Source organism: Streptomyces sp. NPDC037273 (genome assembly GCF_055603625.1).
This window is the reverse complement of the sequence record NZ_JBVJVO010000005.1, coordinates 215,976-234,508: the sequence shown is the minus strand read 5'-3', so window position 1 is coordinate 234,508 and position 18,533 is coordinate 215,976. Positions and strand designations below refer to the sequence as shown.

Annotated in this window: 18 protein-coding genes and 1 riboswitch; of the genes, 11 read left to right on the top strand and 7 right to left on the bottom strand. The window is 73.0% G+C overall.

Features of this window, described 5'->3' with window-relative positions:
• Window positions 1–117: 117 nt before the first annotated feature.
• Entirely contained in the window at window positions 118–639 is a 522-nt protein-coding gene (locus ACZ7G1_RS15945; protein ID WP_470881240.1) for an AMIN-like domain-containing (lipo)protein, read from the bottom strand.
• 100 nt (window positions 640–739) lie between these two features.
• Here ACZ7G1_RS15945 and ACZ7G1_RS15940 point away from each other — a divergent pair, with 100 nt between their 5' ends.
• From ACZ7G1_RS15940 to ACZ7G1_RS15930, 3 genes are all read left to right on the top strand, one after another.
• Entirely contained in the window at window positions 740–1,375 is a 636-nt protein-coding gene (locus tag ACZ7G1_RS15940) for a DUF6629 family protein (protein ID WP_470881238.1), read from the top strand.
• A 7-nt stretch (window positions 1,376–1,382) separates the two neighbouring features.
• On the top strand, window positions 1,383–1,601 hold the full coding sequence (locus tag ACZ7G1_RS15935; protein ID WP_470881237.1) for a hypothetical protein: 219 nt from the start codon (window positions 1,383–1,385) through the stop codon (window positions 1,599–1,601).
• A gap of 126 nt (window positions 1,602–1,727) precedes the next feature.
• Window positions 1,728–2,225 (top strand): peptidylprolyl isomerase, encoded by a 498-nt coding sequence (locus tag ACZ7G1_RS15930; RefSeq protein ID WP_470881235.1) that lies wholly within the window; start codon window positions 1,728–1,730, stop codon window positions 2,223–2,225.
• Between the two features lie 162 nt (window positions 2,226–2,387).
• Here ACZ7G1_RS15930 and ACZ7G1_RS15925 read toward each other — a convergent pair whose 3' ends face one another.
• The 3 genes from ACZ7G1_RS15925 to ACZ7G1_RS15915 all read right to left on the bottom strand — a co-directional run bounded on the left by ACZ7G1_RS15925 (window position 2,388) and on the right by ACZ7G1_RS15915 (window position 6,351).
• Window positions 2,388–3,224 carry an NAD(P)H-binding protein gene (locus ACZ7G1_RS15925; RefSeq protein WP_470881234.1) on the bottom strand — a complete coding sequence of 279 codons (837 nt, stop codon included), beginning with the start codon at window positions 3,222–3,224 and terminating at the stop codon, window positions 2,388–2,390.
• Window positions 3,225–3,354: 130 nt separating this feature from the next.
• Window positions 3,355–3,603 (bottom strand): type B 50S ribosomal protein L31, encoded by a 249-nt coding sequence (locus tag ACZ7G1_RS15920; protein WP_470881233.1) that lies wholly within the window; start codon window positions 3,601–3,603, stop codon window positions 3,355–3,357.
• A gap of 165 nt (window positions 3,604–3,768) precedes the next feature.
• Window positions 3,769–6,351, bottom strand: coding sequence for a SpoIIE family protein phosphatase (locus ACZ7G1_RS15915; RefSeq protein ID WP_470881231.1), 2,583 nt, complete (start codon window positions 6,349–6,351; stop codon window positions 3,769–3,771).
• Window positions 6,352–6,511: 160 nt separating this feature from the next.
• On the opposite strand from ACZ7G1_RS15915, the gene ACZ7G1_RS15910 reads away from it, so the two are divergent.
• From ACZ7G1_RS15910 to ACZ7G1_RS15900, 3 genes are all read left to right on the top strand, one after another.
• Window positions 6,512–7,276 (top strand): alpha/beta fold hydrolase, encoded by a 765-nt coding sequence (locus ACZ7G1_RS15910; protein ID WP_470881229.1) that lies wholly within the window; start codon window positions 6,512–6,514, stop codon window positions 7,274–7,276.
• A gap of 207 nt (window positions 7,277–7,483) precedes the next feature.
• Window positions 7,484–8,080 (top strand): LURP-one-related family protein, encoded by a 597-nt coding sequence (locus ACZ7G1_RS15905; RefSeq protein ID WP_470881228.1) that lies wholly within the window; start codon window positions 7,484–7,486, stop codon window positions 8,078–8,080.
• Between the two features lie 129 nt (window positions 8,081–8,209).
• Entirely contained in the window at window positions 8,210–9,496 is a 1,287-nt protein-coding gene (locus ACZ7G1_RS15900) for a phosphoribosyltransferase family protein (RefSeq protein ID WP_470881226.1), read from the top strand.
• Here ACZ7G1_RS15900 and ACZ7G1_RS15895 read toward each other — a convergent pair.
• Window positions 9,490–10,383, bottom strand: a complete 894-nt coding sequence (locus ACZ7G1_RS15895) for a LysM peptidoglycan-binding domain-containing protein (protein WP_470881225.1) — start codon at window positions 10,381–10,383, stop codon at window positions 9,490–9,492. The two genes, ACZ7G1_RS15900 and ACZ7G1_RS15895, sit on opposite strands and share 7 nt — an antisense overlap.
• Window positions 10,384–10,387: 4 nt before the next feature.
• Window positions 10,388–10,570: riboswitch (cyclic di-AMP (ydaO/yuaA leader) on the bottom strand.
• A 343-nt stretch (window positions 10,571–10,913) separates the two neighbouring features.
• On the opposite strand from ACZ7G1_RS15895, the gene ACZ7G1_RS15890 reads away from it, so the two are divergent.
• On the top strand, window positions 10,914–11,576 hold the full coding sequence (locus ACZ7G1_RS15890; protein ID WP_470881223.1) for a DUF6197 family protein: 663 nt from the start codon (window positions 10,914–10,916) through the stop codon (window positions 11,574–11,576).
• Window positions 11,577–11,636: 60 nt separating this feature from the next.
• On the opposite strand, the gene ACZ7G1_RS15885 is transcribed toward ACZ7G1_RS15890, so the two are convergent.
• Entirely contained in the window at window positions 11,637–13,661 is a 2,025-nt protein-coding gene (locus ACZ7G1_RS15885) for a phosphocholine-specific phospholipase C (RefSeq protein WP_470881222.1), read from the bottom strand.
• A 158-nt stretch (window positions 13,662–13,819) separates the two neighbouring features.
• Window positions 13,820–14,632 carry a DeoR/GlpR family DNA-binding transcription regulator gene (locus ACZ7G1_RS15880; protein WP_470881220.1) on the bottom strand — a complete coding sequence of 271 codons (813 nt, stop codon included), beginning with the start codon at window positions 14,630–14,632 and terminating at the stop codon, window positions 13,820–13,822.
• Window positions 14,633–14,781: 149 nt separating this feature from the next.
• Between ACZ7G1_RS15880 and ACZ7G1_RS15875 the strand changes: the two genes are divergently transcribed.
• The 4 genes from ACZ7G1_RS15875 to ACZ7G1_RS15860 all read left to right on the top strand — a co-directional run bounded on the left by ACZ7G1_RS15875 (window position 14,782) and on the right by ACZ7G1_RS15860 (window position 18,532).
• A complete protein-coding gene (locus ACZ7G1_RS15875) occupies window positions 14,782–15,705 on the top strand; it encodes an SIS domain-containing protein (RefSeq protein ID WP_470881218.1) in 924 nt (307 codons plus the stop codon).
• Window positions 15,706–15,744: 39 nt separating this feature from the next.
• On the top strand, window positions 15,745–16,581 hold the full coding sequence (locus ACZ7G1_RS15870; protein WP_470881216.1) for a class II fructose-bisphosphate aldolase: 837 nt from the start codon (window positions 15,745–15,747) through the stop codon (window positions 16,579–16,581).
• A gap of 134 nt (window positions 16,582–16,715) precedes the next feature.
• Window positions 16,716–17,468: an alpha/beta fold hydrolase gene (locus tag ACZ7G1_RS15865; protein ID WP_470881214.1), complete on the top strand. Its 753-nt coding sequence runs from the start codon at window positions 16,716–16,718 to the stop codon at window positions 17,466–17,468.
• Between the two features lie 80 nt (window positions 17,469–17,548).
• Window positions 17,549–18,532 carry a threonine/serine dehydratase gene (locus ACZ7G1_RS15860; RefSeq protein ID WP_470881212.1) on the top strand — a complete coding sequence of 328 codons (984 nt, stop codon included), beginning with the start codon at window positions 17,549–17,551 and terminating at the stop codon, window positions 18,530–18,532.
• Window position 18,533 lies beyond the last annotated feature (1 nt).

Below are 18,533 nucleotides of genomic sequence, written 5' to 3'. Positions count from 1 at the left end.
CGCCTCCTCTCCCCCCCCCCCCCCCACCCACCCCCCCCCCCCCCACCCCCCCCCCCCCCCCCCCCCCCCCCCCCCCCCCCCCCCCCCCCCCCCCCCCCCCCCCCCCGCGCTGCCGTCTCAGGCCCGGCAGCCGACCGGATGGGCGATGTCGATCACGAAGCGCTCGGGGGAGTGGAGCGTGAACGTCTTGTACGCGGGCTTGCTGTCGAAGGCGGCTCCGATGGAGACCACGCCCTCGAAGTCGCCGGTCAGGGCGACCCCCTTGAGGGCGGGCAGATAGATCTTCAGCAGCCGGGGGCCCTGGTAGACGGACCGTCCGGCGTCGTCGTGGGCGGCGGCGGGGGAGAGGGTGATCGACAGGAAGTACTTCCCCGCGAGCGGGACCCTGTTCCCCGAGCCGTCGTAGTGGAGCGCGCCGACCTGGCGCACGGTGACGGGGGGCATGGCACCCCGTACGTCGATCACGAGCCGGTCGAAACTCGCGTGGCCGCCCCAGCGGGCGTTGACGACCTGGGCGGTGGTCGGCGCCGTGGCGGTGCGGGACGGGGCGTTCGAGGCGCCTGCCGGGATGGTCGCGCCGATCCCGGCGGTCAGGAGGATTCCCGCGGCGACGGCCGCGAGGCTGTGACGGTACTGCATGACGTCCCCCAAAGTTCTCCTGCTCGGGGACAGTGGTGTCGCTGGCTGAGACATCCACCACCAGCGTACGGTTCCACCCGATATGGGGTAAAAGTCTGCTATGTGCTGGAGTGCGACGGCCGACCTCTGGGCGGGCATCGGGATCACCGCCGTCGGCGTGGCCTCGATCGCCTCCGTACGCCGCCCCGCCGACGCCCTCCTCGCCGCCCTGCCCCTGCTCCTGGGCGTCCATCAGATCGTCGAGGCCGCCGTCTGGCACGCCGGCGGCGGCACCGGCCCCGCCACCCTCGCCTGGGCCGTCATCGCCCTCCCCGTCCTGCCCCTCTGGGTGCCGGCCGGCGTCATGGCGGCCGCCCGCCCCGCCGACCGGCGGCGGCTGGGCCTGCCGCTCGCCGCCGGCGTGGCGACCTCGGCCTTCCTCGCGTACCGCCTGGCCACCCACCCCGTCTCCGCCACGATCCACGGCCACACCCTCGGCTACGCCGTCGACCTGCCCCACGCGTCCCTGGTCCTCACCGGCTACCTCCTCGCCACCGTCGGCGCCCTGCTGCTCGCCCGCGACCGGACCCTGCGGGCCCTGGGCATCGTGACCGGAGCGGGGGCGATCGTCTGCGCCGTCCTGTGGAGCCGGGCGTTCGTCTCCACCTGGTGCGCCCTCGCCGCCGTCGCCTCGCTCATGGTCCTCCTCCGGATCCGAAGGCCGGCGACCGTAACCCCTGGGCGTCTCAGTAGTTGACCCGAGCATGAAGAAGCGCAGCATGCTCGCCATCGCCTCCCTCGCCGCAGGCGTCGTCACCGCTCTCGTCACCCCGCCGCCGCAGGCGAACGCCGCCGAAAGCCCGCTGGGCGGCGCCACCGGCCTCCTCCAAGAGGACCAGGGCGCCGCGACCGTCCTCCACGACACCGTCCAGGGCGCCGAAGGCGCCCTCCAGGGCCAGACGGCCCCCGGTGGACTGCTCTGACCCCGTACTTCCCAGGTGGCGACCGGTGCCCCGTGATCCTCGCGGATCGCGGGGCACCGCCACGCCATGACCCGGGAGGAGGCAGCCCGTGCGCGCGCCGTGCGCGAGTAATGACAGGATGTCCCCATGAGCGACAACGTTTACTTCGACATCACCATCAACGACGAGCCCGCGGGCCGCATCGTCTTCAAGCTGTTCGACGACGTCGTGCCCAAGACCGCCCAGAACTTCCGTGAGCTCGCCACCGGCGTCCACGGCTTCGGCTACGCCGGCTCCCCGTTCCACCGCGTCATCCCGCAGTTCATGCTCCAGGGTGGCGACTTCACCAACGGCAACGGCACCGGCGGCAAGAGCATCTACGGCGAGAAGTTCGCCGACGAGAACTTCACGCTGAAGCACGACCGCCCGTTCCTGCTCTCGATGGCGAACGCGGGCCCCGGGACCAACGGCTCGCAGTTCTTCATCACCACGGTCGTCACCAGCTGGCTCGACGGCAAGCACGTCGTCTTCGGCGAGGTCGTCGAGGGCGAGGACCTGGTCAAGAAGATCGAGAGCCTGGGCTCCCAGTCCGGCCGCACCTCGGCGAAGATCGCGGTCGGCGCGTCCGGCGTCGTGAAGGCCTGATCGCCTTCCCGAGCTGAGCAGAGGGCGCCCCGCGCCCTCGCTCGCCCACCCGGCCGGGGCGGGGAGCGCCGTCCTCAGGACGCGCGCCCCCGCCTCCGCCGTGTCTCGCGCCGCCTCGGGTGCCGCGCCCGTGAAGGGCACGTCCTCGGGTGAGCCGATTCCTCAGGCGAAGGCCGGAGCATTGCGCTCCGCCCAGGCCGCGAACGGCTGCGGCGCCCTCCCGAGCACCCGCTCCACGTCCGGGCTCACCCGCTGCTCCTCCGCGCTGGGGGCGCCCAGCACCGACAGCATCCCGTCGACGGCCGCCTCCGGCAGGAACCGGACGAGCTCCGCCCTGGCCTCCTCCGCGCTCTGCGCCACGAACTCCACCGGAGCGCCCAGCGCCTCGGCCAGGGCCCGCACCTGCTCGCGCGGCGACACCGCGGCCGGGCCGGTCAACACGTACGTACGGCCCGCGTGGGCAGGGTCCCGCAGCGCGGCCGCCGCCACCGCGGCGATGTCCAGCGGGTCGACCACCGGCAGCACCACATCGGCGAACGGGGCCGCGACCGTACGGGCCGCGCGCACCCCCTCGGCCCAGAGGTACGCGTTGGAGGCGAAGCCGGCGGGCCGCAGGACGGTCCAGTCGAGGCCCGACTCGCGTACCGCCGTCTCGAACGCCCGCAGGATCCCGTGCGAGACGGAATCCGGCCGTGTGCCCACCAGCTGCGAGGACTGGAGCACGATCCGCCGCACCCCGGCGGCCACCGCCGCCGTGACGATCTCGTCCGGGCTCAGCTCGTCACCGAGGCCCGCGACGAGCAGGTAGACGGCCTCGGCCCCCTCGAACAGTTCCTTCAGGCCGCCCGCGTCGGCCAGGTCACCCCGCCGGTGCGCCACCCCGGCGGGCAGCCCCTCCACCGGCCGCCGGCTCACGGCCGTGACGTCCTCACCGGCCGACGCCAGCAGCTCCACCAGCGGTCGTCCGACGTTTCCGGTCGCTCCGGTCACCACGATCACAGCAGTCCCCTCCAGGGAGTCAGGGGCGGAGCGAGTGCGCTCCGCCGTCTTCGTGACCTCATCCTGGAAGGCGAACTGGCCACCTTCTGGCCAGTTTCGGAAACGGGTTCTCCAGGGCGTGCGGTGCGCCTCAGCCCTCCTCGCCGAAACGGCGCTCGAACTTGGCGATCCGGCCCTCCGAGTCCACCGTCCGCGCCGTGCCCGTGTAGAACGGGTGGCTCTCGGAGGAGATCTCGACGTCGATCACCGGGTACGTCTCGCCGTCGTCCCACTCGATCGTCCGGTCGCTCGTCGCCGTGGACCGGGTGAGAAACGCGTATCCGGCCGACCGGTCGCGGAAGACCACGGGGCCGTACTCGGGCTGCTTGTCCTGCTGCACGTGTCCTCCTCGGGCTTACCGCCCAGACGCGTCCGGCCCTCTCGGCACGGCACCCCTCCAGCCTCCCCGCGCCGGAGACGGGGGACCAGCGTCACGGGGCCGACCGGGTGAACGGGTGCCTGCCCACGCGCGCGTGGGCAGGGCCCCGCGCCGCTGTCGGCCGGGTCAGGTGTGCTGCGGCCAGCGCGCCGCGAGCAGCAGGGCGATGTCGTCGGGTCGGGCGGTGGCCTGGCGGGCCTCGCGGATCAGGCGGTCGGCCGCTTCGGGAAGCGGCAGCGAGCCCGTCGCGGCGAGGGCACGGCGCAGGCGCTCGATCCCCTCGTCGATGTCCCGGCCGGGCCGCTCCACGAGCCCGTCCGTGAACAGCGCGAGCACGTCACCGGGGGCCAGCCGCAGCCGTGTCACCGGGTACGAGGCGCGGCTGTCGACCCCGAGGACGACCCCGCCGGCCAGCTCGACCAGCTCCGTCGTCCCGTCGGGCCGCAGGAGCAGCGGCTGCGGGTGCCCGGCCCGTACCGCCCGCGCCTCACCCGTATCCGGATCGAGCACGATGTAGCAGCAGCTCGCGAACTGCCCGGGATCCAGGTCGATCAGCAGCCGGTTGGTGCCCCGCATCACGTCCTGCGGGCGATGCCCGCCCAGCGCGAACGCCCGTACGGCGCTGCGCAGCTGCCCCATCGTGGCGGCCGCCGCGACCCCATGGCCCTGTACGTCTCCGATGACCAGGGCGAGCGACCCGTGCCCCGTCTCGATGACGTCGTACCAGTCGCCTCCGACGTCCATGCCCTGCGTGCCCGGCAGATAGCGGCCGACGGTGTCCACGCCCTCGCGCACCGGCAGCCGGTGCGGCAGCAGCGCGTCCTGGAGCCCGCGCGCCACCGCGGACTCCGTGTCGTACCGCTGGGCCCGCTCAAGGGCCTGTGCGATGAGCCCGGCGAGCGCCGTGAGGACCGTCCGTTCCTCGGGGCTGAAGCCGCGTGGCCGGTCGAAGCCGAGGATGCAGGAGCCCACCGGCCGCCCCGAGGCGATCAGCGGCAGGAACGCCCGGGCTCCCGAGTGCGCGTCCATCGGCAGGTCGGGGAAGGCCTTGCCGAGTTGTTCCATCGACTCGAAGAAGAGCGGCCGACCCGTCGTCAGCGTCTCCACGCCCGGCAGGCGGGCGTCCAGGGCCACGCCGTCGAAGGGTTCGAGGAACCCGGGAGGGAAACCCGTCTCCCAGGCCAGGTACAGACGCCGGTCGCTCAGCAGATAGATCGCCAGTTGCCGGCCGCCGAACGCCGGAAGCAGCTCCTCCGTGACCACCGCCGCGACCTGGCGCGCCGTCACCGCCTCGGTCAGCGCGATCGCCAGGGCCACCGGCCGGTAGAGGGCCGCCGCCCGGTCACCGGGCGCCGACAGCCCGTCGTCCGCTCGCCGGCCACTCCGGGCCCTGGCCCCGAGCCCTGCCGGATCCTCCTCGGGGACCAGCACCATCGTGACCCCGTCGCGCCCCGGGTGGAGCGACACCGACAGCCACCGGCCGCGTTCCGGGCGAGCCAGAAAGCGCACCGGTTCGCCGGAGAGCAGGGCGGCGCGGAGCTGCTCCTCGTGGAAGGGGTGGCCGAACCAGGGCAGCGCCTCCCAGAGGGCCTTCCCCGCCAGCGCGCCGCGCGGCCGGCCGAGCAGCCGTTCCGTGCGTTCGTTGACGTACGTGATGCGGCCGAGCCGGTCGATCGCCAGGATCGCCCGCGGCAGCCGGTCCGTCGCGTCCGAGCCGACGAGGCCGGTGCCGAGGTCGACGAGCGTGCCGGTGAGGTGGCCGGCGGTGGCCGTGGAGTCGCTCGTGGGGCTGGGGGCGACGGGCGTGCCCGAGGCCGGGAGGGCCGGTTCGCCAGCCGTGCCTCCACGCGCGCGCGTGGAGATCTCCAGGAGGTGCAGGCCGCCGTCAGGCCCTCTCAGCCGGAGCCTGCGGACCGCGGGCCTGCCGTCCACGCCCGTCGCCTGCCGCGCCGCCGCCCAGAGCGCGTAACCGTCCTCCGGTTCGAGCAGGGAGGTGAGCACCTCGATCGAACACGGAGAGGTGACCTCCGCTCCGAGGATCGCTAGCAGACCGTCGTCGAGGGTGACCGTGCCCGCGTCCAGGTCCCAGTCGAAGGACCCGAAGCGCACCGGGGGTCCCGACCCCGTGGACAGCTGCACGCAGACCGGGTCGCCGGGCCACTCGATGGCCGTCCCCCCGCGGGCCAGGCCGGACAGCGCCTCGCCGAGCCGGAGCGCGCCGCGGGTCATGCGGTTCCGGTCGCGCGCGTCCACCGGGACGCCCGGGGTGGGCGGCCGCAGGGCCACCAGGACGCCGAAGCGTTCGCGGCCGCCGACCACGGGCGCGTAGAGGGAGGCGAAGGGGAACGGCAGGCTGGCCACGAGCTGGGGGAAGCGGCGCATGGCCTCCTCCACGTCGGAGAGGTACACCGGCTGCCCGGAGCGATGGACCTCCGCCACGGGAAACGGCCGGTTCGCGTGCATGCGCCACCAGGGACGAAACAGTGGACCCGGCAACCCCACCAGGACGGCGAGGCGCAGGAGCCCCGGGGTTCCGGAGCGCAGGTACACCCCGCCCGCGTAGCCGCCGACCTCCTCGACCGCGCGCAGGGCCTCCTCCGCGAGCGCCCAGGTGAGCGCGGAGGAAGCAGTCTCGTCGGCGGCTCCGTTCCCGGACGGACGCCCGGTGCCGCCCGCCGGGCCGGGGCCGGACGTGCCGTGCGAGGTCACACAGCCAGGATGCCCCCGACGCGAAAGGCCCCGCATCCCGGACCACGGAGCCCGGATTCCGGGCGGTGATGTTGACCGCGCGCTTCCGCGCCGTCACACTCGGTCGTCGACCGCCGCCGTTCGGCGCGCGGCGCCACACACCTCGCGAGCAGGGGGCACGATGACGGACCGGCTTCTTCCGTACGACGTACAGGGCGAGGGGCCCGCGCGGGCCCTCGTGCTGCACAACTGGTTCGGCGACCGCACCAGCTTCGACGCCCTCCGCGCCCACCTGAACGACGCCACCGGCACCTACGCCTTCCTGGACTGCCGCGGCTACGGCGAAGCCCTCGACCACGCGGGCGCCTACACGATGGAGGAGGTCGCCGCCGACGCGCTCGCGGTCGCCGACGACCTCGGCTGGGACTCCTTCTCCGTCATCGGCCACTCCATGGGCGGCAAGGCGGCCCAGCTGATGCTGCTCGGCGCCCCCGAACGCGTCCGCTCGATCGTCGGCATCTCGCCCGTCTCGGCGGCCGGCTTCCCGCTCGACGGCGAGACCTGGGACCTCTTCGCCGGCGCGGCCGAGGAACCGGCCTACCGGCGCGCGATCATCGACAACACCACGGGCGGCCGGTACGACGACGCCTGGCTCGGATCCCTCGTCGACCGGTCCGTCGGCCGCTCCTCCGCCACCGCCTTCCGCGCCTACCTGGACTCCTGGTCCGGCACCGACTTCCACGAGCGCGTCCGCGACAACCCCACCCCCGTCCTCCTCGTCGTCGGCGCCCACGACCCGGCGCTCGGCACCGAGGCCATGGAGTCCACCTGGCTCCGCTGGTACCCCAACGCCCGCCTCGAAGTACTGAAGGACGCCGGCCACTACGCCCCCGAGGAGACCCCGGGACCGCTGGCCGAGGCGATCGAGGCCTTCCTCGGGGCCTGAGGTCCGAGCTGACGGAGCTCCTTTCGCAGGTTCTCGCCGTCGTCGTCGGAAGTCTTCGGAGGGGGCTCCGGAAGTCATCCGAACGTCGACCGGACCGACGACTTTCGAGGACAGCGGCAGGGGTGTGCCGCGCGCGATCATCGTGGTCATGACGCCACAGGGCGGTCTCTCCCGGGAGACCGCCCATGATCAGCAGGAGCACCGTCGATGGGCCTCGCACAGTCGCAGCACCGCTTCCTCGTCCGCCAGAAGGTGACCCTGATGGCGAACCGCTACCTGGTGCACACGGAGGGGCCCGACGGCGAGGAGGCGGAACTCGTCGCGTTCGCCCACCAGAAGAGAATGGCGCTCAAGGAGCACGTCACCTTCTACACCGACGAGTCCCGGCGCCAGATCCTGTTCACCTTCAAGGCCCGCCAGGTCCTCGACGTCGGCGCGACCTACGACGTGCACGGGGCCTCCGGCACCCGGCTCGGCGGCTTCCGCAAGGACTTCGGGGCCTCCCTGCTCCGCAGTACCTGGCATCTGAGCGGCGAGGGCGCGGCGGTGGAGACCACCGGGCGGGAGCGGCACCAGGGGATCGCGCTGCTTCGGAGGATCTGGGAGTTCCTCCCCTTCACGGACCTGATCCCCTTCGCCGTGCCCTATCACTTCGACTTTGCCGCGGGCGAACGGCCCGTCATGTCCGTCGACAAGCGCTTCGGTCTGCGCGACCGGTACGTCCTGGAGATAGCGGATCCCGAGCTCGACCGGAGGCTCGCGATAGCCCAGGCCGTCGCCCTCGACGCCCTCCAGTCCCGCTGATCACCTCCGGCTGCCGAAAGCACCCGCCGACCGCCTGTCGCCGACGCGTCTACCCTGGAAGGAGGGGCAGGGGACGGGCGTGCCGTACCTCCCCGGGCCCGGGCCGCGCAGGCGGAAGGGCGGCGGACCATGTTCTTCGGCGATCGGACCGACGCGGGCAGGCAGCTCGCGGCCCGGCTGGAACACCTCAAGGGCCATGACGTCGTGGTCCTCGGTCTCCCGCGTGGCGGGGTGCCGGTCGCGGCGGAGGTCGCGGACGCGCTCGAAGCGCCGCTCGACATCTGTCTCGTGCGGAAGCTGGGGGTGCCCTATCAGCCGGAGCTCGCGATGGGCGCGCTCGGCGAGGGTGGCGTGCGCGTGCTGAACGAGCGCGTCCTGCGGGACACCGGTGTGGGGGAGCGGGCGCTCGCGGCGGTGGAGGAACGCGAGCACGCGGTGCTCGAGGAGCGTGCCGGCCGGTACCGGGGCAGCAGGGCGTCCGTGCCGCTCGAAGGCAGGACGGTGGTGGTCGTCGACGACGGGCTGGCGACGGGGGCGACGGCCCTCGCGGCCTGCCGGGTGGTGCGGGCCAGGGGAGCCGCCCGGATCGTGCTGGCCGTCCCGGTCGCGCCGAGTGGGTGGAAGGCGAGGTTGGGCGGTGAGGCGGACGAGACGGTCAGTGTCCACGAGCCGGAGATCTTCTACGCGATCGGGCCGTTCTACCGGGACTTCGAGCAGACCGCCGATGCGGAGGTGATCGCCTGCCTGGACCGGAACCGTGCGGCGCGGGGCCCGGTGGTGCGGGACTCGGAGGTGAGGATCGAGGCCGCCGGCGTCACGCTCGCGGGGCGGCTCGCGGTGCCCGACGGGGCCGTCGGCCTGGTGCTGTTCGCGCACGGCAGCGGGAGCAGCCGGCACAGCCCGCGCAATCGGGCGGTGGCGGAGGTCCTCAATCAGGCCGGCCTCGGGACCCTGCTGTTCGATCTGCTCACCGAGGCCGAGGCGGGCGACCGGGCGCGGGTCTTCGACACGCCGCTGCTCGCCGGACGGCTCGCTTCGGCCACGGAGTGGGTCGCGGGGCAGCCGGTGGGCGCGGGCCTTCCGCTGGGTTACTTCGGGGCGAGCACAGGCGCGGCCGCCGCGTTGTGGGCGGCGGCCGATCCCGAGTGCGATGTGAGCGCCGTCGTGTCGCGCGGAGGGCGGCCGGACCTCGCCGGGGACCGCCTGGCCGCGGTGCGGGCACCGACGCTGCTCGTGGTGGGCGGCGAGGACGCGCTGGTCCTGGACCTGAACCGGCGGGCCCGGTCACTGCTGCGCTGCGAGAGCCGGCTGTCCGTGGTGGAGGGCGCCACGCACCTGTTCGAGGAGCCGGGGGCCCTGGAGGAGGTGGCGGAGCTCGCCACCTCCTGGTTCACCGGGCACTTCGGGCGTCAGTAGGCGCCGTTGACGTTGTCGATGGAGCCGTAGCGGTCGGCCGCGTAGTTGCAGGCGGCGGTGATGTTGGCGACCGGGTCGAAGAGGTCCATGGACGTGCCGGGCACGTGGTACGCGAGGAAGGTCGGCTCGATGACCTGGAGCAGGCCCTTCGAGGGCGTACCGGCCGCGGCGTTGGAGTCCCACAGGTTGATGGCCTGGGGGTTGCCGGAGGACTCGCGCATCACGTTGCGGAGGATGCCGTCGTACGAGCCGGGGATGCCCCGCTGGGCCATGATGGCCAGCGATTCGCGGATCCAGCCGTCCAGGTTGTCGGCGTAGTTGGTGGCGGCCGCGGGGGCGGCCTGGGCCGGAGCCGCCTGGGCGGGGGCGGCGGCGGGCGCGGCCACCGGGGCGGCCTGGGCGGCCGACGCGCCGGTGGTGGCGGGGGCGGAGCGGCGCTCGGAGCGGCTCGCGCGGTCGGACTTGGTGGTCTTCTTCGCCGGGGCGGGAGCGGCCTTCGCGGAATCCCGACGAAGCGTCAGCTCAAGGCCCGGATGAATAAGTGACGGATTGTCACCCACGGCGCTCTTGTTGGCCCGGTAAAGAGCCTTCCAGCCGCCCTGAATTCCCTTCTTCTGGGCGATCAGGGAAAGGGAGTCGCCGCGGACGACGGTATAGCTGCGGGCGGCGGCCGGAGCGGCGGGAGCCTGGGCGAAGGCCGGGGCCGCGGCGGCGGGGGCGGCGACGGCGCGGGCCGTGAATTCCGGGGCTCCGGAGACGGGCGCGGCACCGGCCACGGCCGGGGTGATCAGCGGGAGGGCGAGGGCGACCCCGCCCGTGCCGACCAGCGCGAGGCCCTGGGAGACGGGGCGGCGTCGGGGGCGGCGGTGCTTACCGTGAGCAGGCATGACGGATTCCTCTCCGGCGCCTGCGGGGTGAGCTGTCGGGTTCGGACGGGAGGTGTCCGGCCGCGCGCACGCGGCTGCACCCCGAGCCGTTCCGGATATCCGGGCCGGCGTATTCGTGGGTCCCCCGCTCCTGCCGTCGGGTGAAAAGGGAGGTATTTCGAGCGGTGGCAGGATTCGGCGATCCGCTCGAATGGAGGTGACCGTAGGCCAGTAATGCGACGGATAACAAGGGGACGGAGTCCGGTGGTGCGGCGAATGGATCACCGAATTCGGCGAATTCAAGATCGACCCACTCCGGCGGCTCTCCAACTTCCTTGTGCCCCCTGGTCTGCGCAGAATTCGATCACCGCGTCGGATCCGGGAAAGTGAGTCGCATCACCAGGTGCCCAATGTCCGAATATGCACGGTAATTCTGTTAGTGGCGGAGTGGGTGGAAAAGGGCTCGATGGCGGGTGTGCACTCAAGGGCAAAAGTCGCAAACCCGACATTCATCCTGAAAGATGGAGCCACCCCGACCGAGGAGCCGCCGGATGACGCCCGTCATCTCCCTGCCCAGCCCCGACACCGTCGACCGCGAGGCCGCCGCGCTGTACGACAGCGCCACCTGGCAGCGGATCGTCATCGACCTGACCACCGAGGCGCCCCTCGCACCCCTTGCACCCCTCACACCTCTCACGCCGCTCGCGCCTCTCGCGCCCGAGGCTCCGGAGCCGCCCTCGGAGAGCTGGCGGGCGCTGCTCAGCGTGCCGGTGGAGCAGCTGGTGGCGGACGCGCTGCACGCGCTGCCGCCGCCCCTCCCGGTCGAGCGCCGTCTGCCGGGCCGCGTCGGAGCCGTACTGCCCGACCGGCTGCACGCCTGGCGCCGTATCGGACGCGCGGACCTCCGTCCCTCGGTCCACCTGGGCTACGCGCGCCTCGTGCTCACGGAATGGGGCTGGCAGAACACCCCGTACAAGCTGCGCGACGTGCGCGGGGCGCGGTGTGTCTGCGGTGCGCTGCTGGCGGCGCACCGGCTCGGGCACGGCAGCGCGGACACCATGAACGAGGCGGCGGCCTGGGTCATGACCGAGCTCAGATCGCGCGGTTGGCACGACCTGATCGGGCCCTGGAACCGGGCGCCTGGACGTACCGCCGAGGACGCCGTCGCCCTGCTCGACGCCACCATCGCGCGGGCGGCGCTTGCGGGCCGCTGAGCGTGTCCCGCGTCGGCCGGGCTGAGCCCCGAAGGGCCGCCCGGCGGACACGGGGGCGGGTCAGCCGCTGATGCTCGGCGCGCCGGTCTCGATGTGGCCGGTGTACCGGCGTGACCAGGTGCCGTCGATGTCGGCGAGGATCGTGAAGTCGTACCAGCCGTTCTGGTACGCGACGGCGTTGAAGAAGTCCTCGCGGCTGGAGCGCGCCGGCACCGTGTACGTCCACGGGCCGTCCGCGCGGTAGGCGTTCGAGCGGATGGTGAAGGTGACGGGGCCGCCCGAGTTGTTGGTCATGGTGAACCACAGGGCGGGCTTCCCGGTCCCCGCTTCGGTCGCGTACCGGGCCGCCACCTCGACGTCCTTGCCCGCCTTGGAGGCGTCGCCGATGAAGCGGCGCAGGAAGCGGTTGGGTCCCATCATCGAGATGTCGTACTTGCCGGAGCCCGAGCCCAGGCCGATGTTGAAGTAGTCGGAGGCCGTGCCGCCGGGGTCGACGGTGTACTGCCAGGCGGCCGTGTCGCGGTGCTGGTGCGGGTGGATCGAGAAGTGGGCCGCACGCTTGGCCTCCGCGCCCTGGTTGGTCATCGAGAACCAGGCCAGGATCTTGCCGGCGGCCCCGAACTCGAAGCGGTCGAGGTTGCCGTTCACCTGGTACGGGACCGTGCGCGCGGGCCGGGTGCCGGCCTCCTGCGCGGGCAGGGCGTTGTTCTGGGGCGCCGGGTTCGGCAGCGGGCCGCAGGTGGCCTGGCCGATCACCTTCGCCGTACCGGGAAGGCCCGCGGGCACGCCGTAGACCGGGTGCGCGAAGTCGAAGACGCCGGTCAGGTCGCCCGTCACCTTCCTGCGCCAGGCGCTGATGTTGGGGCAGGTGGCGGGGGTGCCGAGGGCGGCCGTCCAGGTCTCCATGAAGCGGATGACGGAGGTGTGGTCGAAGACCTCCGAGCTCACCCAGCCGCCCCGAGTCCACGGGGACATGACAAGCATGGGGACGCGGAAGCCCAGGCCGATCGGGACGCCGTCCAGGTACTCGCCGGGTGTCCCCGGGGGAGCGACCGGCGGCGGCACGTGGTCGAAGAAGCCGTCGTTCTCGTCGTAGTTGAGGAACAGCACCGTCGAGTCGAAGACCTCGGGGTCGGCGGCCAGGGCGCGGTAGACGAGGTCGACGAAGTGCGCCCCGTCCCCGGGCGGCGCGTAGGGGTGCTCCGAGAACGCCTCGTTGGCGACCACCCACGACACCTGCGGCAGGGTGCCCGCGAGGACGTCGGCGCGGATCGCGGCGGCGATGTCGTCCGGCGTCGAGCCGGTGACCTTCGGGACCGAGCCCATGCCCCGGTCGTACAGCGGGTCGCCGGGCCGGGCGTCGGTGAACTTCTTGAAGTACGCGAGGCCGTTGTCGCCGTAGTTGTCCTGGGCGTTCTGGTAGACCTTCCAGCTCATCCCCGCGCGCTGGAGCGCCTCGGCGTACGTCTCCCAGGTCAGGCCCGACTCGTCGCCGCCGTCCTTGCTGGATGCGTCGATCTTTCCGCTCCAGAGGAACGTGCGGTTGGGGCCGGTGGCGCTGAGGGTGGAGCAGAAGTAGGCGTCGCAGATCGTGTAGTGATCGGCGAGGGCGTGGTGGAAGGGGATGTCCCCGCGGTCGAGGTGGCCGAGGGTCCGGGTGTAGCCCACGCCGGTGACCCAGTTGTCCATGCGCCCCTTGTTCCAGGCGGCGTGCTGGGAGGTCCAGCTGTGCGGCAGGTCGCCGTTGCACTGGGCGAGGGTCTCGCCGTCGACGCCACCGGCGGGCGGGGTGTCGCTGAGCTTCCAGGGGTAGTGGCGGCCGCCCCAGTTGGGCTGGTTGAACATCCCCCATCCGCCGGGCAGGTTGCCCGCGGCGCGGTCGCCGAAGCCGCGGACGCCGCGCAGGGTGCCGAAGTAGTGGTCGAAGCTGCGGTTCTCCTGCATGAGGATCACCACGTGCTTGACGTCGGTGAGGGTGCCGGTGGCCGCCGCCGCGGCGGCGGAGGCCCGGACCGGCGGCAGCGCCGCACCCGCCACGAGCCCCGCGCCGATGCCGACGAACCCCCTGCGGCTGATGGGAATCATGCCCCGCCTCTCGTGTCACGGTGTGCCCCAGCGGGCACGTCGGAGACATGATGGGGGAGGCGAGCGTAAAGGTATACGGCTGTGCCGTAATTAGTGGGTTAACAGCTGGGGTCCAGGAAATACGGGCACTGGATTGGTTCACCCGCAGACCAATGAGGTCAGACGGTGATCACCTTCACGCCGGCCTCGGTGAGCTGGGCGACCGTCTCCTGGGTGATGCCGGTGTCGGTCACCAGGACGTCGATCCGGTCCAGACCACAGATCCGGGCGAACGCGCGACGGCCCATCTTCGAGGAGTCGGTCACCACCACCACGCGGCTCGCCCGCTCCGCGAAGAGCCGGCTGATGCTCGCCTCGTCCTCCTGATGGGCCATCACGCCGAGGGTGGCGTCGACCCCGTCGACACCCAGGACCACCACGTCGAGCACGACCTCGTTGAGTACCCCGACCGTCAGGGGGCCGACCAGTTCGTACGTCTGGGGGCGTGCCACCCCGCCGGTCGTGACGATCTTGATCTGCGGCCGCACGGCGAGCTCGCTCGCGATGTTCAGGGCGTTGGTGACCACGGTCAGCGCCGGCCCGCCGGACGCGGCTCCCGGGGAGGCCGGTGCCTCGGCGCGGCCGCTCGCGAACCGCAGGGCCAGGGCCCGGGCCACCTCCGTCGTCGTCGTGCCCCCGTTGAGTCCGACGACGTCGCCGGGCGAGACGAGATCGGCCGCGGCCTCCGCGATCCGCCGCTTCTCCGGCGCGTGCCGGGTCGACTTGTACCGCAGCGGCAGCTCGTGCGACACGCCGTGCGCCACCGCCCCGCCCCGGGTCCGTACCAGCAACTGCTGCTCGGCGAGCTCGTCGAGGTCCCGGCGGATCGTCGCGGCGGAGACGTCGAGCGCGGTCGCCGCCTCCTCCACCTCCACCTTTCCCGAGGCCGCCAGCAGCTCAAGGAGCGTGTTCCACCGTTCGTGCTTGGACATTGCGTCCCTCCCTCCCGCTCGTGCGCGCGTCCGATTCTAGCCGCCGGTATGCGCGGGATCTGGAAAGCTACTGCATCTTTCTGCTTGAATACCCTCGACTTCGAGCAACTTCACTCATCATTGCGCATGCTTCTTGCAAGGAGGGTCGTATGACCACCACCCGTACCGCCGTGGAGATCGCCTCTCAGCCGGCGACATGGCGCCAGGCTGCCCGCACCCTGCCGCAGCACACCGCGGCACTGCCCCGACGGGGCGAGCGGGTCGCGGTGATCGGCTGCGGCACCTCCTGGTTCATGGCCCTGGCCTACGCGGAGCTGCGCGAGACCGGCGGCCACGGCGAGACCGACGCCTTCGCCGCCTCGGAGTTCCCCTACGGCCGCCGCTACGACCGGGTCGTGGCGATCACCCGCTCCGGCACCACCAGCGAAGTCCTCGCCGTCCTCGCCCGCCTGCGCGGCACCGTGCCCACCGGCGCGATCACGGCCGACCCCACCACCCCCGTGATGGACCTCGCCGACGAGGTCGCCGTCCTGGACTTCGCCGACGAGGAATCCGTCGTCCAGACCCGCTTCGCCACCACCGCCCTCGCCCTCTTCCGCGCGCACCTGGAGGCGGAGGAGGCGCTGCCCGCCGGCGTCGCCACCGTCGAGGTGGCCGCCCGGGACGCCGAGCGCGCCCTGGAGTCGCCCCTCGCCGAGGAGATCCTCCAGGCCGAACAGTTCACCTTCCTCGGCAGCGGCTGGACCTACGGGCTCGCCCTGGAAGCCGGACTGAAGATGCGCGAGGCGGCCGGCGCCTGGACCGAGGCCTACCCGGCCATGGAGTACCGCCACGGACCCATCAGCATCACCGGCCCCGGCCGGGTGGCCTGGGGCTTCGGCGAACTGCCCGCCGGACTCGCGGACGACGTCCGCAAGGTCGGCGGCACCCTCGCCGAGAGCGACCTCGACCCGCTCGCCGACCTCATCCGGGCCCAGCGCCTCGCGGTCGCCGTCGCCGAGGCCCAGGGCCTCAACCCCGACACCCCCCGCAACCTCACCCGCTCCGTGGTCCTCACCGACGTCCATGCCTGACCGCCGCCCCATATCCGTTCACACCCCGGGAGAAGGACCATGCCGCTGACGCCCACCGACGAGATCGTCCGCCGTGCCCGAGCGGCCGGCGCGGGCGTGGGGGCGTTCAACGTCCTCCAGCTCGAACACGCCCAGGCCATCGTGGCCGGCGCCGCGAGCGCCGACCGGCCCGTGGTCCTCCAGATCAGCGAGAACACCGTCCGCTACCACGGGGCCCTGGAACCGGTCGCGCTCGCCTCCCTGGCGATCGCCCGCGCCGCCAAGACCCCGGTCGCCGTCCACCTCGACCACGCCGAGAATCCCGACCTCGTCCGCGAGGCCGTGGCACTGGGTCTGGGCTCCGTCATGTTCGACGCCTCCAAGCTCCCCTACGAGGAGAACGTCGCCGCGACCCGCGAGGTCGTCGAGCACTGCCACCGGCACGGCGTCTGGGTCGAGGCCGAACTCGGCGAGGTCGGCGGCAAGGGCGGTGCCCACACCCCGGGCGTCAGGACCGACCCCGACGAGGCCCGCGCCTTCGTCGCGGCCACCGGCGTGGACGCCCTCGCCGTCGCGGTCGGCAGCTCCCACCAGATGCTGACCAGGGACGCGGTCCTCGACTTCGACCTGATCGCCCGCCTCCGCAACGCCGTCGACACCCCGCTCGTCCTGCACGGCTCCTCGGGCGTCTCGGACCGCGACCTCACCGCCGCCATCGCCGCCGGCATGACCAAGGTCAACGTCTCCACCCACCTCAACAAGGCCTTCACCCAGGCCGTCCGCACCCACCTGGCCGACCACCCCACGGCCGTGGACCCCCGCCACTACCTCACCCCCGCCCGCGCCGCCGTGGCCGAGCAGGTGGCCCACCTCCTCACCGTCCTCTCCCCGTCCTGACCGCGCGAGCCGCCCGCCGCGAAGGCTGCCGAACCGTCAGGGCACCTCGTCCGCCGAGGCGTTCTGTCAGTACCGTCTCGTAGGGTGGCTCCCGTCGGTGGGGATGCCGCCGGGAGACACAGGGGAGTGGGCGCATGCGGGAGTTGTTCCTGGCCAAGGAGAGGGCGTACATCCGGTGGATCGCGCTGCCGGGTGACGGACCCCTCCGGGTGTTCGTGCACGGGCTCGGGTGCACGTCGGCGTCGGACTTCGCGCACATCGCCGCCTCCCCGTCGCTCGGCGGCGGCCGGGCGATGCTCGTCGACCTCCTCGGCTACGGGCTGAGCGACCGCCCCGCCGACTTCGACTACCGCATGGAGTCGCAGGCGGCGGCGGTGGCGGCCGTGCTCGACCACCTGGGCGTGAAGGGGGTGGACCTGATCGGGCACTCGATGGGCGGCGCCGTGGCCATCCTCCTCGCGGCCTCAAGGCCCGACCTGGTGGCCCGGCTCGTGGTCGCGGAACCGAACCTCTACCCGGGCGGCGGAGCCTTCAGCTCTCCGATCGCGGCCCAGGACGAGTCCACCTTCGTCGCCAAGGGCTTCGCGGAGATGGTCGCCACCGTCGGCCGCGCCGACTACGCCGCCCGGCTGCGGCTCTCCGACCCGCTGGCCGTCCACCGCAGCGCCGTCGCCCTCGTCGAGGGAAGCGCGCCCGCCCCCGGCGACCTCCTCGCCGAGCTCGCGATGCCCCGGCTGTACGTGGTCGGCGAGCTGAGCCTGCCGGACGCCGACGCGGCGAGCATGGCGGCCCGCGACGTCCCGGTCGTCGAGATCCCGGGAGCGGGACACAACCTGATGCTCGACAACCCCGACGGGTTCGTCGCCGCGCTCGCCGACTTCCTCTGAGCCGCGCGTCGGGAGGTGTCCGACGGGCACCTCCCGGTGTGTCCTCCCCGCTGCCGTCCCGCCCCCGCAAGGAGTCGCAGGTGTACACCCTCACGTACGACGACATCAGGACCGCCGCCGACCGGATCGGCGGACACATCCGCCCGGTCACCGTCGCCCCCGCCGACACGGGCGACGAGCCGTACGAGCTCCACCTCGCCCTTGAACTCATGCAGCACGCCGGCTCCTTCAAGGCGCGCGGCGCGCAGAACTTCCTGCTCGCGCACCGGGAGGAGGGCACCCTCCCCGACAGCGGAGTCACGATCGCCTCCGGTGGCAACGCCGGCCTCGCCTGCGCCTGGGCCGCCCGCAGCCAGGGCGTGCCCGCCACCGTGTTCCTGCCACCCACCGCGCCGAAGGTGAAGGTCGACAAGCTCCTCGCGTACGGCGCGGACGTGCGCCTGGTCGGACCCGGATACGCCGGGGCGCTCGCGGCCTCGCGGGCGTTCGCCGCCGAGACCGGCGCGCTGGCCTCCCACGCCTACGACGACCCGCTGGTCGTCGCGGGCGCCGGCACCCTGCTCGACGAGATCCTGCGGACGGTACCCGACCTGGACACCGTGGTCCTCTCGGTCGGCGGCGGCGGCCTGTTCGCCGGCGTCGCCACGGCCGCCCGGCACCACGGCCTGCGCACCGTCGCCGTCGAACCGGAGAACTGCCGTGCCCTCGACGCGGCGCTCCGGGCCGGCGAGCCGGTCGACGTCACCATCGACTCGGTCGCGGCCGACTCGCTCGGCGCGCCCCGGGTCTCCGCCACCGCGCTGCGCGCGGCGCAGCAGGACGGGGTGCGGACCGTCCTCGTCCCCGACGCCGCGATAGTCCGGGCCCGCCGGGCCCTGTGGGACGACCGCCGTCTCGCCGTCGAACACGCCGCCGCGACCGCGCTGGCCGCTCTCGCCACGCCGGACGGGGCCGCCCCGGGGACCGGCGGCTACCGGCCGGAACCGGGCGAGAAGGTCTGCGTGGTGCTCTGCGGAGCCAACACCGACCCGGTGGATCTCACCGGGGCGCCCGCGGGAGCGTGAC